The sequence below is a fragment of the Streptococcus sp. Z554 genome, assembly GCF_053010305.1.
On the sequence record NZ_JBRKNV010000005.1, the window covers coordinates 109,659 to 130,216 of the forward strand.

The 20,558-nt window shown below is 33.6% G+C and carries 20 protein-coding genes and 3 tRNA genes; 16 read left to right on the forward strand and 7 right to left on the reverse strand.

The window, feature by feature from the left end:
* The first annotated feature begins 99 nt into the window (after positions 1-99).
* Positions 100-636 carry a TetR/AcrR family transcriptional regulator gene (locus ACVC7R_RS06000; protein ID WP_251938655.1) on the forward strand — a complete coding sequence of 179 codons (537 nt, stop codon included), beginning with the start codon at positions 100-102 and terminating at the stop codon, positions 634-636.
* Between the two features lie 45 nt (positions 637-681).
* Here the strand turns inward: ACVC7R_RS06000 and ACVC7R_RS06005 are convergent.
* The 7 genes from ACVC7R_RS06005 to rlmH form a co-directional block, all read right to left on the reverse strand.
* A tRNA-Asn gene (locus tag ACVC7R_RS06005) sits at positions 682-755 on the reverse strand.
* 5 nt (positions 756-760) lie between these two features.
* Positions 761-832, reverse strand: a tRNA-Glu gene (locus ACVC7R_RS06010).
* Between the two features lie 51 nt (positions 833-883).
* On the reverse strand, positions 884-1,636 hold the full coding sequence (gene comE / locus ACVC7R_RS06015; protein WP_251938653.1) for a competence system response regulator transcription factor ComE: 753 nt from the start codon (positions 1,634-1,636) through the stop codon (positions 884-886).
* Positions 1,633-2,952, reverse strand: coding sequence for a competence system sensor histidine kinase ComD (comD, locus tag ACVC7R_RS06020; protein ID WP_447263950.1), 1,320 nt, complete (start codon positions 2,950-2,952; stop codon positions 1,633-1,635). The genes comE and comD overlap by 4 nt, the downstream gene beginning before the upstream one ends.
* Before the next feature lie 16 nt (positions 2,953-2,968).
* Entirely contained in the window at positions 2,969-3,094 is a 126-nt protein-coding gene (gene comC / locus ACVC7R_RS06025; protein ID WP_414291540.1) for a competence-stimulating peptide ComC, read from the reverse strand.
* Between the two features lie 164 nt (positions 3,095-3,258).
* A tRNA-Arg gene (locus ACVC7R_RS06030) sits at positions 3,259-3,332 on the reverse strand.
* 41 nt (positions 3,333-3,373) lie between these two features.
* Positions 3,374-3,853, reverse strand: coding sequence for a 23S rRNA (pseudouridine(1915)-N(3))-methyltransferase RlmH (gene rlmH, locus ACVC7R_RS06035; protein ID WP_447263951.1), 480 nt, complete (start codon positions 3,851-3,853; stop codon positions 3,374-3,376).
* 191 nt (positions 3,854-4,044) lie between these two features.
* Between rlmH and ACVC7R_RS06040 the strand changes: the two genes are divergently transcribed.
* The 15 genes from ACVC7R_RS06040 (at position 4,045) to ftsH (ending at position 20,379) form a co-directional block, all read left to right on the forward strand.
* On the forward strand, positions 4,045-5,217 hold the full coding sequence (locus tag ACVC7R_RS06040; RefSeq protein WP_447263952.1) for a S1C family serine protease: 1,173 nt from the start codon (positions 4,045-4,047) through the stop codon (positions 5,215-5,217).
* Between the two features lie 59 nt (positions 5,218-5,276).
* Positions 5,277-6,038, forward strand: a complete 762-nt coding sequence (locus tag ACVC7R_RS06045; protein ID WP_447263953.1) for a ParB/RepB/Spo0J family partition protein — start codon at positions 5,277-5,279, stop codon at positions 6,036-6,038.
* 212 nt (positions 6,039-6,250) lie between these two features.
* Positions 6,251-7,606, forward strand: a complete 1,356-nt coding sequence (dnaA, locus tag ACVC7R_RS06050) for a chromosomal replication initiator protein DnaA (RefSeq protein WP_447263954.1) — start codon at positions 6,251-6,253, stop codon at positions 7,604-7,606.
* 158 nt (positions 7,607-7,764) lie between these two features.
* Complete coding sequence (gene dnaN / locus ACVC7R_RS06055) at positions 7,765-8,901, forward strand: DNA polymerase III subunit beta (RefSeq protein ID WP_447263955.1); 1,137 nt, start codon at positions 7,765-7,767, stop codon at positions 8,899-8,901.
* Positions 8,902-8,967: 66 nt separating this feature from the next.
* Positions 8,968-9,162, forward strand: coding sequence for a DUF951 domain-containing protein (locus ACVC7R_RS06060; RefSeq protein WP_447263956.1), 195 nt, complete (start codon positions 8,968-8,970; stop codon positions 9,160-9,162).
* 84 nt (positions 9,163-9,246) lie between these two features.
* Positions 9,247-10,362, forward strand: a complete 1,116-nt coding sequence (gene ychF / locus ACVC7R_RS06065; RefSeq protein WP_447263957.1) for a redox-regulated ATPase YchF — start codon at positions 9,247-9,249, stop codon at positions 10,360-10,362.
* Positions 10,363-10,434: 72 nt separating this feature from the next.
* Positions 10,435-11,004, forward strand: a complete 570-nt coding sequence (pth, locus tag ACVC7R_RS06070) for an aminoacyl-tRNA hydrolase (protein ID WP_263394204.1) — start codon at positions 10,435-10,437, stop codon at positions 11,002-11,004.
* A complete protein-coding gene (mfd, locus tag ACVC7R_RS06075; RefSeq protein ID WP_447263958.1) occupies positions 10,997-14,500 on the forward strand; it encodes a transcription-repair coupling factor in 3,504 nt (1,167 codons plus the stop codon). The genes pth and mfd overlap by 8 nt, the downstream gene beginning before the upstream one ends.
* Positions 14,501-14,565: 65 nt before the next feature.
* Positions 14,566-14,832 (forward strand): RNA-binding S4 domain-containing protein, encoded by a 267-nt coding sequence (locus ACVC7R_RS06080; protein ID WP_447263959.1) that lies wholly within the window; start codon positions 14,566-14,568, stop codon positions 14,830-14,832.
* On the forward strand, positions 14,825-15,193 hold the full coding sequence (locus ACVC7R_RS06085; RefSeq protein WP_251938629.1) for a septum formation initiator family protein: 369 nt from the start codon (positions 14,825-14,827) through the stop codon (positions 15,191-15,193). Before ACVC7R_RS06080 ends, ACVC7R_RS06085 begins: the two co-directional genes overlap by 8 nt.
* A gap of 6 nt (positions 15,194-15,199) precedes the next feature.
* On the forward strand, positions 15,200-15,322 hold the full coding sequence (locus ACVC7R_RS06090; protein ID WP_447263960.1) for an SP_0009 family protein: 123 nt from the start codon (positions 15,200-15,202) through the stop codon (positions 15,320-15,322).
* Positions 15,315-16,583: a serine hydrolase gene (locus tag ACVC7R_RS06095; protein ID WP_447263961.1), complete on the forward strand. Its 1,269-nt coding sequence runs from the start codon at positions 15,315-15,317 to the stop codon at positions 16,581-16,583. Before ACVC7R_RS06090 ends, ACVC7R_RS06095 begins: the two co-directional genes overlap by 8 nt.
* Positions 16,580-17,857, forward strand: a complete 1,278-nt coding sequence (tilS, locus tag ACVC7R_RS06100) for a tRNA lysidine(34) synthetase TilS (protein WP_447263962.1) — start codon at positions 16,580-16,582, stop codon at positions 17,855-17,857. The genes ACVC7R_RS06095 and tilS overlap by 4 nt, the downstream gene beginning before the upstream one ends.
* Before the next feature lie 4 nt (positions 17,858-17,861).
* A complete protein-coding gene (gene hpt, locus ACVC7R_RS06105) occupies positions 17,862-18,404 on the forward strand; it encodes a hypoxanthine phosphoribosyltransferase (protein WP_447263963.1) in 543 nt (180 codons plus the stop codon).
* Positions 18,405-18,420: 16 nt separating this feature from the next.
* Positions 18,421-20,379, forward strand: a complete 1,959-nt coding sequence (gene ftsH, locus ACVC7R_RS06110; protein WP_447263964.1) for an ATP-dependent zinc metalloprotease FtsH — start codon at positions 18,421-18,423, stop codon at positions 20,377-20,379.
* Positions 20,380-20,558: the final 179 nt, after the last annotated feature.

The following is a 20,558-nucleotide window of genomic DNA, read 5'->3' on the forward strand; positions in this document are numbered from 1 at the left end:
AAATTTTGATATAATAGATTATACATTAAAAAATCTGATTTACAAGTTAAAAAATCATTATTTAGACACTACGTCTAATTTTGTTCACAAGGAGGAGCTATGAAAGAGAGCAACAAACGCTTAAAAACCAAACGTACTATTGAGAATGCCATGGTTCAATTATTAACGGAACAGCCATTTGATCAAATTAGCACTGTTAAACTAGCAGAAAAAGCCGGAATTAGTCGTTCTAGCTTTTATACCCACTACAAAGATAAGTATGATATGATTGAACACTACCAAAGTAAGCTATTTCATACTTTTGAGTACATTTTCCAAAAACACGCAAATCATAAAAGAGATGCTATCCTAGAAGTGTTTGAATACTTAGAATCTGAACCATTATTAGCTGCTCTTCTATCTGAAAATGGTACAAAAGAAATACAAAACTTCCTGAGAAATAAACTGCACATTCTGCTCAGTACTGATCTCCAGAAACGATTTATGCAATTAAATTTAAACGAGATTGAGTTAGAGTATAGTAGTATCTATCTAACAAACGCACTATTTGGTGTATGCCAAACTTGGATTGCTCATGGAAAAAAAGAAAGTCCGCAAGAAATGACAGACTTTCTTATGAAAATGTTAGGAGATTAAAATGAGACATAAAAAAGAACACCATAGGTGTTCTTTTTTGTTTGACTCCGCCAGTAGGACTCGAACCTACGACATCATGATTAACAGTCATGCGCTACTACCAACTGAGCTATGGCGGATAATATAGTCCGTACGGGATTCGAACCCGTGTTACCGCCGTGAAAAGGCGGTGTCTTAACCCCTTGACCAACGGACCATCTATCTGTAGCAGATATAACCATTATATCAATTTCTTACTAATTGTCAATCATTTTTTAGATTTTTTCTCCAGAATATCTCTTAATTTCCGAACCTTGAGACGGGTAATCGGACAACGATGATCTTCATAAAAAACTACTTCTAAATTTTTTCGATCAATTTCCCTGATATTTCCTACATTGACAAGAAATGACTTATGAGCGGAATAAAATCTTTGCGTATCTTTGTCTTTTTCTTGAATATCCGCCATTGTCCCATAAAATTCTTTGGCAAAATTCTTACCAATAATCCTTAACTTATGAGATACTCCTGTTGTTTCAATATACAAAATATCATGGTAGGGAATTTTTAAATCATTTCCTTTGTAGTTATAGTCAAAATAATCCACAACATCTTTATTTTCAAGCAGCATACTTTTGGTATATAAGATACTCTGTTCGATACGTTTTTTAAATAACTCATCATTGATATCTTTATCAACAAAATCCAAAGCTGATACTTGATATTTGTAAGTTAAGGTAGCAAATTCTGATCTACTAGTGATAAATACGATAATTGCATAGGGATTGTGGTGACGAATAAACTGTGCGACTTCAAATCCTTTTTTCTCAACTCCATGAATATCAATATCTAGAAAATAAAGCTGATTTACTTCATCATTTTCAATATATTCCTTAAATTCTCGTTCTTTACCTGTTGTTTTATAAGAAATAGGAATATTTAATTCCTTTGAAATTTCATCCAAGGTTCTTTCTAATCTGACTTGATGTTGAATAACATCTTCCAAAATTAATACTTTCATTCAAATTCTCTCTTAAATCTAATAATCTGTCTAAAGGTACTATCTTCCATCTCTGTTTCTAAAATGATATTTTCATACTGATCCAAAATTTCTTTAACATTTTTAAGTCCTATTCCTCTATTTCTACCTTTAGTAGAAAAACCTAGTTCAAACAAATCTTCTGAAGGTATCATGGTAATTTTACACGAATTTTGAATCACGATAACTGTTTCCAAATCCATCTTAATCACTGCAACTTCCATTTTTTTCAAATAACTTTCTGCAGCACCTTCAACGGCATTGTTCAATAATACACTCATCATACGAACAAGATCGAGTAAATCGATTGACAATTTTGTGATAGTGTCCTTTACTTCTAGTGTAAACTCTACGTTATTATTTCGTGCATATACAATAGATTGCGCAATTAAACTTCTCAAAGCTGAATCTTCTATGTTGTTTAAGTCAAAGTATGTATACTTATCTGAACGTAATTTTTGATTAGCTTTGACCAAGACTTCATTGTAAATTCTGTCAATTTCCTGTAAATCTTTACTGTCAATGGCCATTTGCATACTGACAAGCATCCCTGCATAATCATGACGAAAACCACGGATTTCATTATACAAAGCCACAATTTCATCTGTGTAAGTCTGTAAATGTTCTTGTTCAAATTTTTTCTGTTTTAGGGCTATTTCTTTTTCAACTCGCACCTTATGAGAATTCATAGCGAAGAAGATTAGTAGCAAACAAATAAAGACAATTGTTGCTAAAATACTACCAAAACTATTAAAATGCGCATGAGTACTTACCATATCTGAAATGAGTGATAGAACATGTAAAGCAAAGAAAGCAAGTATAACTTTCTTTAGAAATGGATAGAGGTAATCTCTGTCAAAATAATGAAGTTCAAGGTGAAAATAAGTAATAATTTTTTTTATAATAAAATAAGTTAGTAATAAAACTACTAAAAAGAAAAAATCTTCATATTTTGTTACAAAAGAATCACCTGTTATAGAGGATATGGTTACTGATAAAAAAGTATGAGTGCTATGATATAATAAAGATAATAGTAGACTGATAAATATTCCTTTATACTTATTGTATTTCTTTAATTCTATCTGGTAAATGGAAACAAGTAATGGAAATAAAAATTTAGATATACCAAAGCCACCTAAGTTTAATAGATTAATAAATTCCTCAAGTAACAACACTGAAATAAGTGTATAACAAAGAAAAATAAATTGTTCTTTTCTAGTTACTTTACATATCCATCTATAACCTTTGCTAATTATAAAAAAATAGAAAATAGCTATTAATAATCCAAATAAATCCATTACTTTTACCTTTTATTTATTTTTTCTTTGGAAATATAAGTTCACGTATTGAGTTTAAAAATCTCCAATCTCCACCTTGGATTTCCTGTAATTCTTTTTCTGTAAGTTTTTTGAACTGCTCTAATTTAACTGTTTTTTCCATATTAAATTCTCCTTTATTGTTTTTTTCTTGTAAATTAACTTACAAGCCTATTATACAAAACGGAGTATGTATTTAAACAATTCATTCTCAACTGCACATTTTTGTACCTAAACTGTCATTTTTTACAAAAAACGCTGGGTTTCCCCAGCGTTACGTCTAATATATGATCCCAGCAGGATTCGAACCTGCGACCGTTCGCTTAGAAGGCGAATGCTCTATCCAGCTGAGCTATGAGACCTAACTAGTTTATCTTATCAAAATAATTGAAAATAGTCAATCCTATTTATGATATGGAGAACCTTGTTGGATAGTAAAAGCTCGGTATATTTGCTCTGTAAGAACGAGACGCATTAGTTGATGTGGGAGAGTTAAACGACCAAAGCTAATAGACAGATTCGCACGCTTTTTTACTTGAGGAGAGAGTCCTAAACTCCCACCAATCACAAATGTTAAGGTTGAATAACCATTTATAGAAGCTTGTTCTAATTGGCTACTAAATTCTTTAGAAGATAATGTCTTCCCTTCAATGGCTAAAACAACAACAAATTCTCTATCACCAATTTTGGAAAGAATTCTATTTCCCTCTAAATCCAAGATTTTTTCATTTTCAGAATCACTAGCACGATCGGGTGTCTTTTCATCAGCTAATTCAATCATTTCTACGGGAGCAAATCGTGATATTCTTTTAGAATATTCTGCAATTCCATCTTTGAGATACTTTTCTTTTAGTTTTCCAACTGTTACAATTTTTATTTTCATGCTTCTATTTTATCATAATCGCATTCTATTCACATCTTATTCACAAATGAAAAAGGTAAAAAACACAATAAATTCACAAGTTTTAATCAGTTATCCACAGATTGTTAAAAACTTAAACTTTTTTAAGCTAGGATTAAGTTAATAGTTTTATACTTTGAACAATGAGTAAAATATGAAATATGGAGGAATCTATGAAAAACTTTTCAAAAAAAATAGGACAACTATTGCTAATTATTCTCATTAGTTTTTCCAGTGGTTTATTGGGTAGCTTAACCATTCTTAAGCTAAATCAAAAACCGGATACTGAAGTACAAAATAACCAAACTATTACCCAAACTTCTGTAAAAAATGAGAATTCCACTACAAAGGCAGTCGAAAAAGTAAAAGATGCCGTTGTATCAGTTATAACTTATTCAGCAAACTCTCAAAATAGTTTGTTTGGTTCTGGTGAATCTGATACGGATACAAATACTGAACAAGTATCTAGTGAAGGTTCCGGTGTTATTTATAAAAAAGAAGGTGAGTTCGCCTATCTAGTTACCAATACTCACGTTATCAACGGTGCTTCAAAAGTTGATATCCGCTTAGCAGATGGTACCAAGGTTCCAGGTGAGATTGTCGGATCTGACACCTTTTCTGATATTGCTGTTGTAAAAATCTCTTCTGAAAAGGTAACAACCGTGGCTGAATTTGGTGACTCTAGTCAATTAACTGTTGGTGAAACAGCTATTGCAATAGGAAGTCCTCTTGGTTCTGAATACGCCAACACTGTTACTCAAGGGATTGTTTCTAGTCTTAATCGAAATGTTTCTTTAAAATCTGAAGATGGCCAAGCAATCTCAACCAAAGCTATCCAAACTGATACAGCAATTAACCCTGGTAACTCAGGTGGTCCTTTAATCAACATCCAAGGTCAAGTAATCGGGATTACATCAAGTAAGATTGCTACTAATGGTGGAACATCAGTGGAAGGGCTAGGTTTTGCCATTCCTTCAAACGATGCTATCCATATTATTGATCAATTAGAAAAGAGTGGAAAAGTAACTAGACCCGCTCTAGGAATTCAAATGGTGAATCTTTCAAATCTTAATGCTAGTGATTTGCAAAGATTGAATATCCCAGCAAATGTTACCTCTGGTGTAGTTGTTCGTTCTGTTCAAACCAACATGCCTGCAAATGGCCATCTACAAAGATTTGATGTCATCACAAAAGTAGATGATAAAGCTATTTCATCAACTACTGAATTACAAAGTGCTCTCTATAGCCATTCTATTGGAGATAGTATGACTGTGACTTATTACCGTAATGGGAAAGAAGAGACAACTACCATTAAACTAGACAAGAGTACTAGCGACTTAGAATAATAGTTTACATATCTGTAAACTGTCTTTACAGAACACTAAAGATATGATAAGGTAGAGTCATGGAAGAATTTAAAATTATTCAACTAAGTGAGATTCAAAAAAATCCTTATCAACCTCGTAAAGAATTTTCAGAGGAGAAAATTCAGGAACTTGCTCAGTCTATAAAGGAAAATGGATTGATACAACCGATAATTGTCCGTCAATCTCCAGTCATTGGTTATGAAATATTGGCTGGAGAAAGACGCTATCGTGCATCTCTTGTAGCTGGACTCTCAGAGGTTCCTGTAATTGTCAAAAATCTTTCTGATCAGGATATGATGATACATTCCATTATTGAAAATTTACAAAGAGAAGATTTAAATCCCATTGATGAAGCTAAAGCATACCAATCGTTAATTGACAAAGGGTTTACCCATGCCGAAATTGCTGAAAAAATGGGGAAATCTCGTCCGTATATTACCAATCTTGTTCGCTTGCTAACGCTCCCTGATTTTATTTTAACAGAAGTAGAAACTGGAAAATTGTCTCAAGCACATGCTAGACTCCTTATTCAACTATCTACTGACGAACAAAAAAAATTACTCTATCGCATTCAGACAGAGGATTTATCAGTTCGACAGGTGGAACATCTCCTTAAAGAAGAAAAAAATAAGAAGAAAAGCAAAGAAAAAGATCACTTTATCAAAGAAGAAGAAGAAAATTTGAAAAAATTGCTGGGCTTGGATGTTCAGATTATCCTCCAAAAAAAGGAAGCTGGGAAAATAACCATTTCTTTTCATAACCAAGAAGAGTACCAACGTTTTATTAACAGCCTGAAATAAGGCTGTTATTTTATTTTTCTCAAATCACAGACTTATCCACTGGATTCGTAGAGGATAAATCAGTAAAATCAAAATCTAAACCTCTTATCCACAAGTTGTGGATAAATCTTTTAAACATTGTGGATTGTTTTTCACAAGTTGTGGAAAAAATGCTTGCTATATGATAAAATAGTGTTTAAGATTATACCATTTAGAAAAGGAGGAGTTTATTGTTGAAAGAAAAACAATTTTGGAATCAGATTTTAGAATTAGCTAAAGAAAGATTAACACGATCAATGTTTGATTTCTACGTGACACCTGCTGAATTAATAAAGGTCGAAGGAAATGTAGCTACTATATTTTTACCAAGATCTGAAATGGAAATGGTTTGGAGTACAAAACTTAATGACATAATTGTAGCTGTCGGTTTCCAAGTCTACGACACGGAAATAAAAGCCAAATATGTATTGACTAAGGAAGATTCTAATACCTCCGATATAGTAAGTAATGTTGAAAGTAATCATCATCAGGAACAAACTGAAAAATCTATTCCTTATTCAGAAACAGGATTAAGAGATATCTATACTTTTGATAATTTCATTCAAGGTGACGGAAATATTTGGGCCAAGTCTGCTGCTTTAGCCGTCTCAGAAGATCCTGGACTAACTTATAATCCTCTGTTTATATATGGAGGACCCGGTTTAGGAAAAACTCACTTACTTAATGCTCTAGGGAATGAAATTCTCAAAAAAAATCCTAATGCGCGTGTTAAATACATTCCTGCTGAAAGCTTTATTAATGATTTTTTAGATCATCTAAGGCTCAATGATATGGATAATTTTAAAAAAACCTATCGAAGTCTAGATCTCCTTCTTATTGATGATATTCAATCTCTTAGTGGGAATAAAGTACAAACTCAGGATGAATTTTTTAATACATTTAACAAACTTCACAGTAATAATAAACAGATTGTTTTAACGAGTGACCGCAGACCAGAACAACTAGAAAATTTACCTGAGCGTCTTGTCACGCGCTTCTCATGGGGATTAACAACAGATATTACTCCTCCAGATTTTGAAACTCGTATTGCTATCTTAAACAGTAAAACAGAAGATCTTGATTATCATTTCCAACCTGACACAATCGAATATTTGGCTGGCCAGTTTGATTCAAATGTGCGTGAATTAGAAGGTGCCCTTAAAGATATTAGTCTCATGGCTAAAGTTAAACAAATCAACACTATAACTGTTGATATTGCATCTGAAGCTATCCGTGCTCGAAAACAAAGTGGCAGCACCATGATCGTCATTCCGATTGAAAAAATCCAAGAGGAAGTCGGAAACTTTTATGGTGTTAGTGTTAAGGAGATGAAGGGAACTAGACGTGTTCAGAATATTGTTCTAGCTCGTCAAGTTGCTATGTATCTAGCTAGAGAGCTGACAGATAACAGCCTTCCAAAAATCGGAAAAGAATTTGGTGGTAAAGATCATACAACCGTCATTCATGCTCATGCAAAAATCAAATCTATGATTGAAACGGATGATAAATTACGTATAGAAATCGAAACTATTAAAAAGAAAATCAAATAGTTTGTGGATAAGTGTTTACATTTTTACTAATTTATACACATTTTTTAAACAAGTGTAACTTCTTGAATTTTCTAAACTAAACTAGGTTTTCCACAAATTTCACACATCCTACTATTACTATTAACCTTCTAATAATAAAAATAAATAAAGGAGATTCCATGATTCATTTTTCAATTAACAAAAATCTATTCCTGCAATCATTAAATATTACAAAACGTGCTATTAGTTCTAAAAATGCTATTCCTGTTTTATCAACAATCAAAATCGATGTGACAAACGAAGGAATTACCTTAATTGGATCTAATGGGCAAATTTCAATTGAAAACTTCATTTCTCAAAAAGATGAAAATGCAGGTCTTTTGATTAACTCTTTAGGTTCTATCCTTCTAGAAGCTTCATTCTTTATCAATGTTGTATCAAGTCTCCCAGATGTGACTCTTGATTTCAAAGAGATTGAGCAACATCAAATTGTACTAACAAGTGGAAAGTCTGAGATTACTCTTAAAGGTAAAGACAGTGAACAATATCCACGTATCCAGGAAATCGCTGCAAGTAATCCTTTAGTCCTTGAAACAAAACTTCTTAAGAAGATTATCAACGAAACGGCCTTTGCAGCTAGTGTACAAGAAAGTCGTCCTATTTTGACTGGTGTTCACTTTGTTTTGAGTAATCATCAAGAATTAAAAACAGTTGCAACAGACTCACATCGTCTCAGCCAGAAAAAATTAACTCTTGAGAAAAATAGTGATAATTTTGATGTTGTCATCCCAAGTCGCTCTCTACGCGAATTTTCAGCTGTTTTTACGGACGATATTGAAACAGTAGAGATTTTCTTTGCAAATAATCAAATTCTCTTTAGAAGCGAAAATATTAGCTTCTATACACGCCTCTTAGAAGGTAATTATCCTGATACAGATCGCTTAATTCCAACCGACTTTAATACGACAGTAACTTTTGATGTTGTTAATTTACGTCAATCTATGGAACGGGCTCGTCTTTTATCAAGTGCCACTCAAAATGGAACTGTAAAATTAGAAATCAAACAAGGAGTCGTTAAAGCACATGTAAATTCTCCAGAAGTTGGTAAAGTAGATGAAGAAATCGATACAGAAAGTGTATCTGGTGAAGATTTGACGATTAGTTTTAACCCAACTTACTTGATTGAAGCGCTAAAAGCCTTGAATAGTGAAAAGGTAACAATCAGCTTCATTTCAGCAGTTCGTCCATTTACCTTGGTACCAGCTGATACAGATGAAGATTTCATGCAGCTGATTACACCAGTTCGTACAAATTAAGTTAAAGAGGTTGAGCCTAGCTCACCTCTTTTATGATATAATCAGAAATATGAAAAGGAGAGTAGTATGTATCAAGTTGGAAATTTTGTTGAAATGAAAAAACCACACGCTTGTACAATCAAGTCTACAGGTAAAAAAGCCAATCGTTGGGAAATCACACGTTTAGGTGCAGATATCAAAATAAAATGCAGTAATTGTGACCACCTTGTCATGATGAGTCGTTATGATTTTGAAAGAAAAATGAGTAAAATCATCGACTAAAGGCAAGAAGTTAGAGGGTTAGCAAGTTTTCCCTTTTTGTGTTATAATATTGAAGATTGAAATGTGAACGGAGAATGAGAAACTATGGCTTTAACAGCAGGTATCGTGGGTTTGCCAAACGTCGGTAAATCAACCCTATTTAATGCAATTACAAAAGCAGGAGCAGAGGCTGCAAACTATCCATTTGCAACTATTGATCCAAACGTTGGGATGGTAGAAGTTCCAGATGAACGCCTCCAAAAATTGACGGAAATGATTACTCCTAAGAAGACAGTCCCTACAACCTTTGAATTTACTGATATTGCAGGGATTGTAAAAGGTGCATCAAAAGGAGAGGGACTTGGAAATAAATTCTTGGCCAATATCCGTGAAGTTGATGCAATTGTTCACGTGGTTCGTGCTTTTGATGATGAAAATGTTATGCGTGAGCAAGGGCGTGAAGATGCTTTTGTGGATCCACTAGCAGATATTGATACCATTAACCTAGAGTTGATTCTTGCGGACTTAGAATCTGTTAATAAACGCTATGCGCGTGTGGAAAAGATGGCACGTACGCAAAAAGATAAGGAATCAGTTGCAGAATTTAATGTTCTTCAAAAGATTAAACCAGTTCTTGAAGATGGAAAATCAGCTCGTACCATTGAATTCACAGATGAAGAACAAAAAGTAGTTAAAGGACTCTTCCTCTTGACCACTAAACCAGTTCTTTATGTAGCAAATGTGGATGAGGATGTGGTTGGAGACCCAGAATCTATCGAATATGTGAAGCAAATTCGTGAATTTGCAGCAACAGAAAATGCAGAGGTAGTGGTCATTTCTGCGCGTGCTGAAGAAGAAATTTCTGAGTTAGACGATGAAGATAAAAAAGAGTTTCTTGAAGCCATTGGTTTGACAGAATCAGGTGTGGATAAGTTGACTCGAGCTGCTTACCATCTACTAGGACTCGGAACTTACTTCACAGCTGGTGAAAAAGAAGTCCGTGCTTGGACCTTCAAACGTGGTATGAAAGCTCCTCAAGCAGCTGGTATTATCCATTCTGACTTCGAAAAAGGATTTATTCGTGCAGTAACTATGTCTTATGATGATTTGATTAAATATGGATCTGAAAAGGCTGTAAAAGAAGCTGGACGCTTGCGTGAAGAAGGGAAAGACTATGTCGTTCAAGATGGCGACATCATGGAATTCCGCTTTAACGTTTAATGAACATTTTAAATAGTATCAATTAGGTTGGAAAAAAATTCCAACCCTTTTGGCTTTTGAAAGGAAAAATAAATGACAAAACTACTTGTGGGATTGGGAAATCCAGGGGATAAATATTTTGAAACCAAACATAATGTTGGCTTTATGCTGATTGATCAACTAGCAAAAAAACAGAATGTCACCTTTACACACGATAAGATATTCCAAGCTGAGTTAGCTTCATTTTTCCTTAATGGTGAAAAAATTTATTTGGTGAAACCGACTACTTTTATGAATGAAAGTGGAAAAGCAGTTCATGCTTTATTAACCTACTATGGTTTAGATATTGAAGATTTACTCATTATTTACGATGATCTTGACATGGAAGTTGGAAAAATTCGTCTTCGAGCTAAAGGCTCAGCTGGTGGCCATAATGGTATCAAGTCAATTATTCAACATATTGGTACACAGGTTTTCAATCGTGTAAAGATTGGTATCGGTAGACCTAAAAAAGGAATGTCAGTGGTTCATCATGTTTTGAGTAAGTTTGATCAAGAAGATTATATTGGTATTTTACAGTCAATTGACAAGGTTGACGATGCTGTAAATTACTATTTACAAGAGAATAACTTTGAAAAAACAATGCAGAAATATAATGGGTAAGGAAATGTCATTAATCGATTTCTTTTTAGAGAATAAGCAGATTCAATCATGGAATGAGCATTTATCTCTCAAACAAAGACAATTACTACTAGGTCTTTCTGGTTCAGCAAAATCTTTAGCTATTGCAAGTAGTGCAAAAAATCAGGACAAAATTTTAGTAATGACTTCGACTTATGGAGAAGCTGAACGTCTGGTCAATGATTTAATTTCCATCTTGGGTTCTAATTTAGTTTATCCATTCTTAGTAGATGATTCACCTATGGTAGAATTTTTGGTATCTTCTCAAGAAAAGATATTTTCCAGAGTTGAAGCTTTGCGTTTTCTAAGAGATAGGTCTCAAAAAGGAATTTTAGTTTGTAACGTCGCAGCTAGTCGTGTATTCTTACCAAATCCTCAAGTTTTTGATAATAGTATTTTAAAGCTTGAAATTGGCCAAGAATGCCAACAAAGTGAACTAAAAAATCACTTGATTTCCCTTGGTTATAAGAAAGTTACACAAGTTCAAAGTCAGGGTGAATTTAGCCTTCGTGGAGATATTCTGGATATCTTTGAAACCTCTCAAATATCTCCTTACCGAATAGAATTTTTTGGTGATGAGATTGATGGGATTAGAGAATTCGATGCTGAAACTCAATTATCAAAAGATAGTCAAACTCAAGCCTCAATCTATCCAGCTAGTGATATTTTGCTGACTGCTGAAGATTATTATCGTGGTCAAAAATTCTTAGAACATGAGATTGATAAAGCTATTTCTCCAACTTTAAAGTCTTACTTAGAAGAAGTTTTTAGTTGTACGAAAGAGCAAGTTCTTCATGCAGATATTCGCAAGTTTTTGTCAATTTTTTATAAAAAACAGTGGACATTGATAGACTATTTGAATCAAGTTCCCATTGTCTTTGATGATTTTCAAAAAATTACCAATCAATATGATGTTTTTGATAAGGAAACATCTAGTTACTTGACAGAAGATTTACATAATAGTAAAGCTGTGTCAAATTTACAATATTTTGCTGATGTAGAAAGTCAATTAAAAAAATATGTACCAGCAAGTTTCTTTTCGAATTTTCAAAAAGGTCTTGGAAATCTAAAATTTGATCATCTTTATCAATTTAATCAATATCCCATGCAAGAATTCTTCAATCAGTTTTCTTTTCTGAAAGAAGAAATTGAACGTTATAAAAAATTAAAGTATACGATTGTTCTTCAATCAAGCAGCCAAACAGAATTAAAAAAACTATCATCGATTTTAGATGAATATAGCATTAAAGTTTACAATAATAATGAAAGTGAAATCTGTAAAGGATCTGTCAATCTTGTTGAAGGAAATCTTCGTCATGGTTTTCATTTTGTGGATGAGAATCTAATATTCATAACTGAATATGAAATTTTCAAAAAGAAGATTAAACGCAAATATAGAAGACAAAATATTAGCAATGCTGAAAGATTAAAGGATTACAATGAACTCCAAAAAGGAGACTATGTTGTTCACCAAATCCATGGTATTGGTCAATATTTAGGAATTGAAACGATTGAAATAAAAGGAATTCATAGAGACTATGTAAGTGTCCAATATCAAAATGGAGATCGAATTTCTATCCCTGTAGAACAAATCCAAACCTTATCTAAGTATGTTTCAAGTGACGGTAAGGCTCCAAAGTTAAACAAATTAAACGATGGACGTTTTAAAAAAGCTAAGCAAAAAGTTAAAAATCAAGTTGAAGATATTGCAGATGACTTGATTAAGTTATATGCTGAGAGAAGTCAACTTGAAGGTTTTGCATTTTCAAAAGATGATGAAGATCAAGTTGCTTTTGATGAGGCTTTCCCTTATGTTGAAACTGAAGATCAACTTCGAAGTATCGAAGAAATTAAGAAAGATATGCAGGCTTCTCAACCAATGGATAGACTTTTGGTTGGAGATGTTGGTTTTGGTAAAACAGAAGTTGCTATGAGAGCTGCTTTTAAGGCTGTCAACAATCATAAACAGGTTGTTGTTTTAGTACCTACTACAGTTTTGGCTCAGCAACATTATAGTAATTTCAAGGAAAGATTTGAGCAGTTTGCTGTCAATGTAGATGTTTTGAGTCGTTTTAGAAGTAAAAAAGAGCAGACTGAAACACTTGAAAAATTGAAAAAAGGCCAAGTTGATATCCTGATAGGAACCCATCGAGTTTTGTCTAAAGATGTTGAATTTGCAGATTTAGGATTAATCATCATTGATGAAGAACAACGATTCGGAGTTAAACATAAGGAAGCTTTGAAGGAATTAAAAAAGAAAGTTGATGTCTTAACTTTGACAGCTACACCGATTCCTCGAACTCTTCATATGTCGATGCTAGGTATCCGAGATTTATCTGTCATCGAAACCCCTCCAACAAATCGATACCCTGTACAAACCTATGTCCTTGAACAGAATGATCGTGTCATTCGAGATGCTGTATTGAGAGAAATTGATCGTGGTGGTCAGGTTTACTATCTTTACAATAAAGTTGACACGATTGAAAAGAAGGTTTCAGAGTTACAAAAACTGATTCCAGAAGCTTCTATTGGTTTTGTTCATGGTCAAATGAGTGAAATTCGTTTGGAGAATACACTACTTGACTTTATTGAAGGTGAATATGATATTTTAGTAACAACAACAATCATTGAAACAGGAGTAGACATTCCAAATGCCAATACCTTGTTTATAGAAAATGCAGACCACATGGGATTGTCAACCCTGTATCAACTTAGAGGTCGAGTTGGTCGAAGTAATCGAATCGCTTATGCCTATCTTATGTATCGACCTGACAAATCTTTGACAGAAGTTTCTGAGAAAAGATTGGAAGCTATCAAAGGTTTCACTGAATTGGGTTCTGGTTTCAAAATCGCCATGCGTGATTTATCCATTCGTGGAGCTGGTAATCTTTTAGGAAGTTCGCAGTCCGGTTTTATTGATTCAGTTGGTTTTGAATTGTACTCTCAGTTACTCGAAGAAGCCATTGCTAAGAAAAATGGAACTGACAAGAAACGTGAAAAAGGAAATGCTGAGTTACTTCTACAAATTGATGCCTATCTTCCAGATGAGTACATTTCAGATGAACGGCATAAAATTGAAATTTACAAGAGAATTCGTCAAATTGACAACCGTGTCAACTACGAAGAATTACAAGATGAGTTGATTGACCGATTTGGAGAGTATCCAGATGTAGTTGCCTACCTCCTAGAAATTGGATTAGCTAAAGCTTATCTTGATAAAGTCTTTGTCAATCGTGTTGAAAGAAGAAATAATAAGCTTGTTATTCAATTTGAAAAAATATCGCAACAACTATTCTTAACTCAAGATTATTTCCAAGCCCTCTCACAGACAAGTTTGAAGGCTAATATTTCTGAGAATCAAGGTTTGATAGAAGTTGTATTTGATATTCGAAATAAAAAAGATTATGAGATTTTAGAAGGACTCTTAACCTTTGGAGAAACATTAGCAAACATAAAAGAATCAAAAGAGTCACATTAGGAGTTACCTTTTTTCTTCTATAAAAGGGATAAAAATGGTACAATAATAATTTGAGGTATTATAAGATGAGATTAGATAAATATTTAAAAGTATCACGAATTATTAAACGCCGTACAGTGGCTAAAGAAGTTGCAGATAAAGGGCGAATTAAGGTAAATGGAATCCTTGCTAAGAGTTCAACAGATTTAAAAGTTAACGATCATGTTGAAATTCGCTTTGGAAATAAGTTGTTGCTTGTGAAAGTGCTAGAAATGAAAGATAGCACAAAAAAAGAAGATGCAGCTGGAATGTATGAAATTATCAGTGAAACAAGGGTAGAAGACGATGTATAAAAAAATAGTCCAAATGAATAACTCTTTTATTCAAAATGAATACCAACGTCGTAAGTACATGATGGAAGAACGTCAAAAACGGAATCGTTTTATGGGTTGGGTTTTGATTTTGATTATGTTGTTATTTATCTTGCCAACTTATAATTTAGCGCAAAGTTATCAACAATTACTAACACGTCGCCAGCAACTAGCTGATTTGAACAAACAATATCAGGAATTGAGCGATGAAAAGGATAAAGAAGCTAGTTTAGCAACGAAGTTAAAAGACGAATCCTATGCTGCTAAATATTCCCGTGCAAAATATTATTATTCAAAAACATGGGAGGAAGTTTATACAATTCCGGACTTGCTTCCTAGGTAATGTTAAATGGAAAATTTATTAGATATTGTTGAACAATTTTTAAGTCAATCAGATGAAAAATTAGATGAGTTAGCTCAAAAGAATCATCTATTACGACTGCAAGAAGAAGAGGGGAAAAAGAATGCGTAAATTTTTAGTGATATTACTACTTCCTATTTTCCTAAAAAGTGTACAAGTAGTAAGCACTGAGAATCAAGTTATTATTCCAAAACAAGAAGTTTATTCCTTAACTCACGCTCCGTATCATTTTTATTATCAAGATACTATAGAATCTCCAAAATTTTATGGTGAGACACCTGTTTATTCTACAGAAGACCTGATTAATGAATCAGGTAAAGTAAATGCAGAAACAACATTAACTGTTACAGAATGGCGATTAAATAAACAAGGACAGCCTGTCTTTAAATTGTCTAATAATCAATTTGTGATGGCTGATAAACGACTTTTATACGATGGTTCCATCGTCAATAATTTCTCAAAACGAGTCTGGTTAGAACCTGAATTTGTCGTCTATAATAGTCCTTATGATCAACAAGAACTAAGGTCTGATTTAGCACCATATCAAGTGGTTGAAGCAGATATGTCTATCTTTGCTGAAGGTCGTGAATTCTTGCATATCAAGCAAAAAGGTTGGATTTCCACTGATTATATTTCGACCGATGATAATCGTATCCAGAAAGTACAAGAACTACTTTCTGCAAATTATCAAAATGAACAGTTTTCTATTTATGTTAAACAATTGAGTACAGGTAAGGAAGCTGGCATTAATGAAGAACAAAAAATGTACGCTGCTAGTGTTATGAAATTGCCTTATCTGTATTATGTTCAGGAAAAAATCAATCAAGGTGATTACCAACTGGATACGAAACTAAAGTATGTTTCTGAAGTTAACGATTTTCCTGGTTCTTATAAGCCTGAAGGAAGTGGAAGTCTCCCTAAAATAGCGGACAATAAAGAGTATACTATCAAAGATTTAATAACAAAAACAGCGAAAGAATCTGACAATGTAGCTCATAATATTCTTGGTTATTATGTTGCGAATAAATCTGATGAAGCCTTTAAAAAAGAAATGGCTACAATCGCAGGTGAAGAGTGGGATGTGACAGACAAGATGGCTTCAGCTAAAATGGCTGGTCAAGTTATGGAATCTATTTACAATCAAAATGGTTTTGTTTTAGAATCTCTTTCACAAACATCTTTTGATAATCAGCGGATTGCTAAGAATATTTCTGCTAAGGTAGCCCATAAAATTGGGGATGCAGATGAATTTAAACACGATGTGGGAATAGTCTACACAGATTCTCCTTTCATTATTTCAATCTTTACCAAAAATTCTGATTACGATACTATTTCTAAAATTGCTAAGGATGTCTACGAGGTCCTAAAATGAGAGACCGCGATTTTTTAAATCATCTCCTAGAGAAAGGTTATTTTAAAAATCATTCAAGAGTTGTATTAGCCTTGTCTGGTGGATTGGATTCGATGTTTCTCTTTCATCTTCTTTCAACCTATCAAAAAGAACTTGGGATTGAATTATTTTTAGCTCATGTCAATCATAAACAAAGACCAGAGTCAGATAATGAAGAAAAAGAATTAAGAAAACTAGCGGAACAAGCTGGGATTCCAATTTATGTAGCTTGTTTTACTGGGGATTTTTCAGAAGTAAATGCTCGTCAATTTCGCTATGATTTTTTTAGAGAAGTGATGAAGAAAACTTCATCTACAGCTCTTGTAACAGCTCATCATGCAGATGATCAGGTTGAGACGATTTTTATGCGCTTGATAAGAGGGGTTCGATTGCAACATTTATCAGCTATTAAAGAAAGACAAGAGTTTGATAAAGGAGAATTGATTCGTCCTTTACTATATTTTTATAAGAAAGATTTTCCTAAAATTGAGCATTTTGAAGATGTTACAAATCAGGAAAATCACTATTTTCGCAATCGTATTCGTAACCTTTATCTACCCCAGTTAGAAAAAGAAAATACTCAGGTAAAAAAAGCATTTTTAGAGTTTAGAAAAGAGGTTTCTGATTATAAGAGTGCTCTGAATGAATTATCTCAAACAGTCAATGTGGAAGATTTAACTCAGTTTTTATCTTTTTCTGAAGCAACACAACGAGTTTTACTACAAAAGTACCTTAGTCGTTTTGCAGATTTAAATGTAACAAGAGAACAATTTCAAGAAATTCACCATATTTTAAAAACTAAGAGTCAATATCGTCATAGTGTAAAAAATGGTTATGAACTTATAAAAGAATATCAGTACTTTAGAATTTGTAAAATCAGACCAAAGTCTGATGAAAAAAGTAGTGAGTGTGTGTTAAACTATCAAAATCAAGTTTATTATGATGGTTATCTCTTTTCATTTGGAATTCCACTAAGAGGAAAAGATGTGCAGCAAATAAATGTTTCCCGTGAAACATCATTGATTTTGCGACATAGACAACCAGGTGATTATTTGATAAAAAATGGTCATCGAAAAAAAGTAAGACGACTTTTTATTGATTTAAAAATTCCTACAGAAAAACGAAAAAATGCGATTATTGTTGAGCAATTTGGTGAAATTTGTTCAATTTTAGGAATTGAAATCAGTGATTTGAGTATAAAAATGAAAAATGATATAATGAACACTGTACTTTATATAGAAAAAATAGATAGGTAAAATCATGTTAGAACAAGACATCAAGAAAATTATGATTTCACAAGATGAAATTACAGAAGCAGCTAAAAAGTTAGGTGCTCAACTGACGAAAGATTACGAAGGAAAAAATCCGATTTTAGTTGGAATTTTAAAAGGTTCTATTCCTTTTATGGCAGAATTAGTCAAATATATCGACACTCATCTTGAAATGGATTTTATGATGGTTTCTAGTTATCATGGTGGAACTGTAAGTAGTGGAGTCATTAATATCAAACAAGATGTAACTCAAGATGTTAAAGGTAGACACATTGTCTTTGTAGAAGATATTATTGATACTGGTCAGACTTTAAAAAGTTTGAGAGATATGTTTACTGCTAGAGAAGCAGCATCTGTTAAGATTGTTACTATGCTGGATAAACCAGAAGGACGTACAGTAGAAATCGAAGCAGATTATACATGTTTTACAATTCCAAATGAATTCGTTGTAGGCTATGGTTTAGACTATAATGAAAACTATCGTAACCTTCCTTATGTAGGTGTATTGAAAAAGGAAGTTTACTCAAAATAGAAGGGTAAGTTGTTGAATGCAAAAACAAAATAATGGTTTTATAAAAAATCCATTTCTTTATTTGTTGATGATTTTCTTGTTAGTAACGGGATTTCAGTACTTTTTTGCTGGAAGAGCTGCTGGTCATAGTCAACAAATTAAATACTCAGAATTGGTGCAGGAAATCACTAATGACAATGTAAAAGAAATAACCTATCAGCCAAGTGGTAGTGTTATTGAAGTGTCTGGTGTTTATAAAACTGCTAAAACAGAGAAGCCGGAAACAGGTATTCAGTTTTTCACACCTTCTGCAACAAAAGTAGAGAAATTTACAAGTATTATTCTTCCATCGGATACTACTGTAGCGGATTTGCAGAAACTGGCAGGTGAACACCAAACACAAGTTGAAGTTAAGCATGAGAGCTCAAGTGGTATGTGGATTAACATACTAGTTTCAGTAGTACCATTTGCGATTTTATTCTTCTTCCTATTTTCTATGATGGGAAATATGGGGGGAAATAGCGGACGTAATCCAATGAGTTTTGGACGAAGTAAAGCTAAGGCTGCTAATAAAGAAGATATCAAAGTACGCTTTTCAGATGTAGCAGGAGCTGAGGAAGAAAAACAAGAACTCGTTGAAGTTGTTGAATTCTTGAAAGATCCAAAACGCTTTACAAAATTAGGTGCTCGTATCCCAGCTGGTGTTCTCTTAGAGGGACCTCCAGGAACTGGTAAAACATTACTTGCTAAAGCAGTTGCAGGAGAAGCTGGCGTACCATTCTTTAGTATTTCAGGTTCTGACTTTGTAGAAATGTTCGTCGGTGTCGGTGCAAGCCGTGTCCGTTCTCTATTTGAGGATGCTAAAAAAGCAGCACCAGCCATTATCTTTATCGATGAAATCGATGCTGTCGGTCGACAACGTGGTGTCGGTCTTGGTGGGGGTAATGATGAACGTGAACAAACCTTGAACCAATTGCTGATCGAGATGGATGGTTTTGAAGGAAATGAAGGAATTATTGTTATTGCGGCAACAAACCGTTCTGACGTATTAGATCCAGCACTTCTTCGTCCAGGTCGTTTTGATAGAAAAGTATTGGTTGGTCGTCCAGACGTTAAAGGACGTGAAGCAATTCTCAAAGTCCATGCTAGAAATAAACCTTTAGCAGAAGATGTAGACTTGAAGTTAGTTGCCCAACAAACACCGGGATTTGTTGGTGCTGATTTGGAAAATGTATTGAACGAGGCAGCTTTAGTTGCAGCTCGTCGTAATAAGTCAGTCATTGATGCTTCTGATATTGATGAGGCAGAAGATCGCGTTATTGCAGGACCTTCTAAGAAAGATAAAACTGTTTCTCAAAAAGAACGTGAAATGGTTGCTTATCATGAGGCAGGACACACAATTGTTGGTTTGGTCTTGTCCAACGCACGTGTAGTTCATAAGGTAACAATTGTTCCTCGTGGTCGTGCTGGTGGTTACATGATTGCTCTTCCAAAAGAAGATCAAATGTTACTATCTAAAGAAGACATGAAAGAACAATTAGCTGGTTTGATGGGTGGACGTGTTGCTGAAGAAATCATCTTTAATGTCCAAACAACAGGTGCATCAAACGACTTTGAGCAAGCTACACAGATGGCGCGTGCTATGGTAACTGAGTATGGAATGAGTGAAAAACTTGGTCCAGTTCAATATGAAGGTAATCATGCAATGTTTGGTGCTCAAACACCACAAAAAACAATTTCAGAGCGTACTGCTTATGAAATTGATGAAGAAGTTCGTTTATTACTAAATGAAGCACGTAATAAAGCGGCTGAAATCATTCAATCAAACCGCGAAACGCATAAATTGATTGCAGAAGCCTTGTTGAAATACGAAACATTAGATAGTACACAAATCAAATCTCTTTACGAAACAGGTAAGATGCCGGAATCGGCAGAAGAGGAATCCCGTGCTCTATCATATGATGAAGTCAAATCAAAAATGGCTGAAGAAAATTAAAATTTCAGCAGAAAAGATACAAGAGAGGATAAGTTTTATCCTCTCTTTTCTACTATATAAAAACAAATCTATGAAAATTAGTAATAAAATTTCAGAAAAAAGAGTCAAACTAGTTGACAAGATAAAAAAAGTGTATATAATAGAAAGAGTTGAAAAGCTCAAGGTCCGTTGGTCAAGGG

Excerpts from the sequence above, each read along its gene's own strand:
- rlmH (WP_447263951.1), bottom strand. The coding sequence starts at position 3,853 with ATGAAAATAAAAATTGTAACAGTTGGAAAACTAAAAGAAAAGTATCTC.
- ACVC7R_RS06085 (WP_251938629.1), top strand. The coding sequence starts at position 14,825 with ATGTATAAAAAAATAGTCCAAATGAATAACTCTTTTATTCAAAATGAA.
- ACVC7R_RS06045 (WP_447263953.1), top strand. The coding sequence starts at position 5,277 with ATGGAAGAATTTAAAATTATTCAACTAAGTGAGATTCAAAAAAATCCT.
- comD (WP_447263950.1), bottom strand. The coding sequence starts at position 2,952 with ATGGATTTATTTGGATTATTAATAGCTATTTTCTATTTTTTTATAATT.
- pth (WP_263394204.1), top strand. The coding sequence starts at position 10,435 with ATGACAAAACTACTTGTGGGATTGGGAAATCCAGGGGATAAATATTTT.
- mfd (WP_447263958.1), top strand. The coding sequence starts at position 10,997 with ATGGGTAAGGAAATGTCATTAATCGATTTCTTTTTAGAGAATAAGCAG.
- hpt (WP_447263963.1), top strand. The coding sequence starts at position 17,862 with ATGTTAGAACAAGACATCAAGAAAATTATGATTTCACAAGATGAAATT.
- ACVC7R_RS06090 (WP_447263960.1), top strand. The coding sequence starts at position 15,200 with ATGGAAAATTTATTAGATATTGTTGAACAATTTTTAAGTCAATCAGAT.
- tilS (WP_447263962.1), top strand. The coding sequence starts at position 16,580 with ATGAGAGACCGCGATTTTTTAAATCATCTCCTAGAGAAAGGTTATTTT.
- ACVC7R_RS06000 (WP_251938655.1), top strand. The coding sequence starts at position 100 with ATGAAAGAGAGCAACAAACGCTTAAAAACCAAACGTACTATTGAGAAT.
- ftsH (WP_447263964.1), top strand. The coding sequence starts at position 18,421 with ATGCAAAAACAAAATAATGGTTTTATAAAAAATCCATTTCTTTATTTG.
- ACVC7R_RS06095 (WP_447263961.1), top strand. The coding sequence starts at position 15,315 with ATGCGTAAATTTTTAGTGATATTACTACTTCCTATTTTCCTAAAAAGT.
- comE (WP_251938653.1), bottom strand. The coding sequence starts at position 1,636 with ATGAAAGTATTAATTTTGGAAGATGTTATTCAACATCAAGTCAGATTA.
- ychF (WP_447263957.1), top strand. The coding sequence starts at position 9,247 with ATGGCTTTAACAGCAGGTATCGTGGGTTTGCCAAACGTCGGTAAATCA.
- ACVC7R_RS06060 (WP_447263956.1), top strand. The coding sequence starts at position 8,968 with ATGTATCAAGTTGGAAATTTTGTTGAAATGAAAAAACCACACGCTTGT.
- ACVC7R_RS06080 (WP_447263959.1), top strand. The coding sequence starts at position 14,566 with ATGAGATTAGATAAATATTTAAAAGTATCACGAATTATTAAACGCCGT.
- ACVC7R_RS06040 (WP_447263952.1), top strand. The coding sequence starts at position 4,045 with ATGAAAAACTTTTCAAAAAAAATAGGACAACTATTGCTAATTATTCTC.
- comC (WP_414291540.1), bottom strand. The coding sequence starts at position 3,094 with ATGGAAAAAACAGTTAAATTAGAGCAGTTCAAAAAACTTACAGAAAAA.
- dnaN (WP_447263955.1), top strand. The coding sequence starts at position 7,765 with ATGATTCATTTTTCAATTAACAAAAATCTATTCCTGCAATCATTAAAT.